The organism is Janibacter sp. GXQ6167, from assembly GCF_041365945.1.
Classification (GTDB): domain Bacteria; phylum Actinomycetota; class Actinomycetes; order Actinomycetales; family Dermatophilaceae; genus JBGFSK01.
This window is the reverse complement of the sequence record NZ_JBGFSK010000021.1, coordinates 1-2,863: the sequence shown is the minus strand read 5'-3', so window position 1 is coordinate 2,863 and position 2,863 is coordinate 1. Positions and strand designations below refer to the sequence as shown.

Below are 2,863 nucleotides of genomic sequence, written 5' to 3'. Positions count from 1 at the left end.
TATGAAAGTTTGTCCGGCTGTGTCCTACTCTCCCACACCGTCTCCAGTGCAGTACCATCGGCGCTGAGAGGCTTAGCTTCCGGGTTCGGAATGGGACCGGGCGTTTCCCTCTCGCTATAACAGCCGTAACTCTATGGAGATATCATGTAACCCTGTGTGTGTGGGTTGGGTGTATCTCGAGATACTGGACAGTGGACGCGATACAGTTTACGTTTTTGTGGTGTTTAAGTTATCGGCTTATTAGTACCAGTCAGCTTCACACATTGCTGTGCTTCCACATCTGGCCTATCAACCCAGTCGTCTAGCTGGGAGCCTCTCGAACCATTGGTTCATGGAAACCTCATCTTGAGACGTGCTTCCCGCTTAGATGCTTTCAGCGGTTATCACTTCCGAACGTAGCTAATCAGCGGTGCTCTTGGCAGAACAACTGACACACCAGAGGTTCGTCCAACCCGGTCCTCTCGTACTAGGGTCAGCCTCTCTCAAGTTTCCTACGCGCACAGCGGATAGGGACCGAACTGTCTCACGACGTTCTAAACCCAGCTCGCGTGCCGCTTTAATGGGCGAACAGCCCAACCCTTGGGAGCAACTCCACCCCCAGGATGCGACGAGCCGACATCGAGGTGCCAAACCATCCCGTCGATATGGACTCTTGGGGAAGATCAGCCTGTTATCCCCGGGGTACCTTTTATCCGTTGAGCGACGGCGCTTCCACAAGCCACCGTCGGGTCACTAGTTCCGACTTTCGTCCCTGCTTGACATGTCTGTCTCGCAGTCAAGCTCCCTTGTACACTTGCACTCGCCACCTGATTGCCAACCAGGCTGAGGGAACCTTTGAGCGCCTCCGTTACATTTTAGGAGGCAACCGCCCCAGTTAAACTACCCACCAGGCACTGTCCCTGATCCGGATCACGGACCGAGGTTAGATCACCAGAACGACCAGAGTGGTATTTCAACGTTGACTCCACACCCGCTGGCGCGGGTGTTTCACAGTCTCCCACCTATCCTACACAAGCCGTCCCGACAACCAATACCAAGCTATAGTGAAGGTCCCGGGGTCTTTCCGTCCTGCTGCGCGTAACGAGCATCTTTACTCGTAGTGCAATTTCGCCGAGTTCGCGGTTGAGACAGTGGAGAAGTCGTTNTACACAAGCCGTCCCGACAACCAATACCAAGCTATAGTGAAGGTCCCGGGGTCTTTCCGTCCTGCTGCGCGTAACGAGCATCTTTACTCGTAGTGCAATTTCGCCGAGTTCGCGGTTGAGACAGTGGAGAAGTCGTTACGCCATTCGTGCAGGTCGGAACTTACCCGACAAGGAATTTCGCTACCTTAGGATGGTTATAGTTACCACCGCCGTTTACTGGGGCTTAAATTCTGAGCTTCGAACCTAAAGGGTTCTAACCCGTCCTCTTAACCTTCCAGCACCGGGCAGGCGTCAGTCCGTATACATCGTCTTGCGACTTCGCACGGACCTGTGTTTTTAGTAAACAGTCGCTTCTCCCTGGTCTCTGCGGCCCTTCACCCTAGTACGCGAAGTACTTCAAGTGTTGGGCCCCCCTTCTCCCGAAGTTACGGGGGCATTTTGCCGAATTCCTTAACCACGATTCACTCGATCGCCTTGGTATTCTCTACCTAACCACCTGAGTCGGTTTGGGGTACGGGCGGCTTACAACCTCGCTAGAGGATTTTCTCGGCAGCATAGGATCACCCTGCTTCCCACATAAAGTGGTCACTATCAGGTCTCAGGATTAATGCCAGGCGGATTTGCCTACCTGACTCCCTACACCCTTGGACGTGGACTACCATCGCCACGCGGAGGCTACCTTCCTGCGTCTCCCCATCGCTTGACTACTACGAGGTCGGGTCGCATGCTCCACCAGACCCGACGACCACCTCAAAGAAGTGACCGTCTTATGGTTGGCTTCAGATGCTTAGCATCACTCGCCTCGTCAGGGGCGGTTGCACGCCGGTTCCGGAATATCAACCGGATGTCCATCGACTACGCCTGTCGGCCTCGCCTTAGGTCCCGACTTACCCAGGGCAGATTAGCTTGACCCTGGAACCCTTGGTTATTCGGCGGACGGGTTTCTCACCCGTCTTTCGCTACTCATGCCTGCATTCTCACTCGTGCGGCCTCCACGGCTGGATCACTCCGCCGCTTCACTGCCCGCACGACGCTCCCCTACCCATCAACACCCCTGAACCACACACACGAATGTATGCGACTGGGGAATGTGTCAATGCCACAGCTTCGGTGGTGTGCTTGAGCCCCGCTACATTGTCGGCGCGGAATCACTTGACCAGTGAGCTATTACGCACTCTTTAAAGGGTGGCTGCTTCTAAGCCAACCTCCTGGTTGTCAAGGCAACTCCACATCCTTTCCCACTTAGCACACGCTTAGGGACCTTAGCTGGTGATCTGGGCTGTTTCCCTCTCGACTACGGAGCTTATCCCCCGCAGTCTCACTGCCACGCTTACACTTACCGGCATTCGGAGTTTGGCTAACGTCAGTAACCTGGTGAGGCCCATCGGCTATCCAGTAGCTCTACCTCCGGTAAGAAACACGTGACGCTGCACCTAAATGCATTTCGGGGAGAACCAGCTATCACGGAGTTTGATTGGCCTTTCACCCCTACCCACAGCTCATCCCCTCAGTTTTCAACCTAAGTGGGTTCGGTCCTCCACGACGTCTTACCGTCGCTTCAACCTGGCCATGGGTAGATCACTCCGCTTCGGGTCTAGACCCAGCGACTAAAAACGCCCTATTCGGACTCGCTTTCGCTACGGCTTCCCCACACGGGTTAACCTCGCCACTGAGCACTAACTCGCAGGCTCATTCTTCAAAAGGCACGCCGTCACCCC

At 55.0% G+C, this 2,863-nt stretch carries 2 rRNA genes; both read right to left on the bottom strand.

What is annotated here, in order from left to right:
* Nucleotides 1-11 precede the first annotated feature (11 nt).
* Nucleotides 12-128, bottom strand: a 5S ribosomal RNA gene (gene rrf, locus AB8K43_RS15385).
* Between the two features lie 92 nt (nt 129-220).
* Nucleotides 221-2,863 (bottom strand): 23S ribosomal RNA (locus AB8K43_RS15380); the annotation flags it as partial.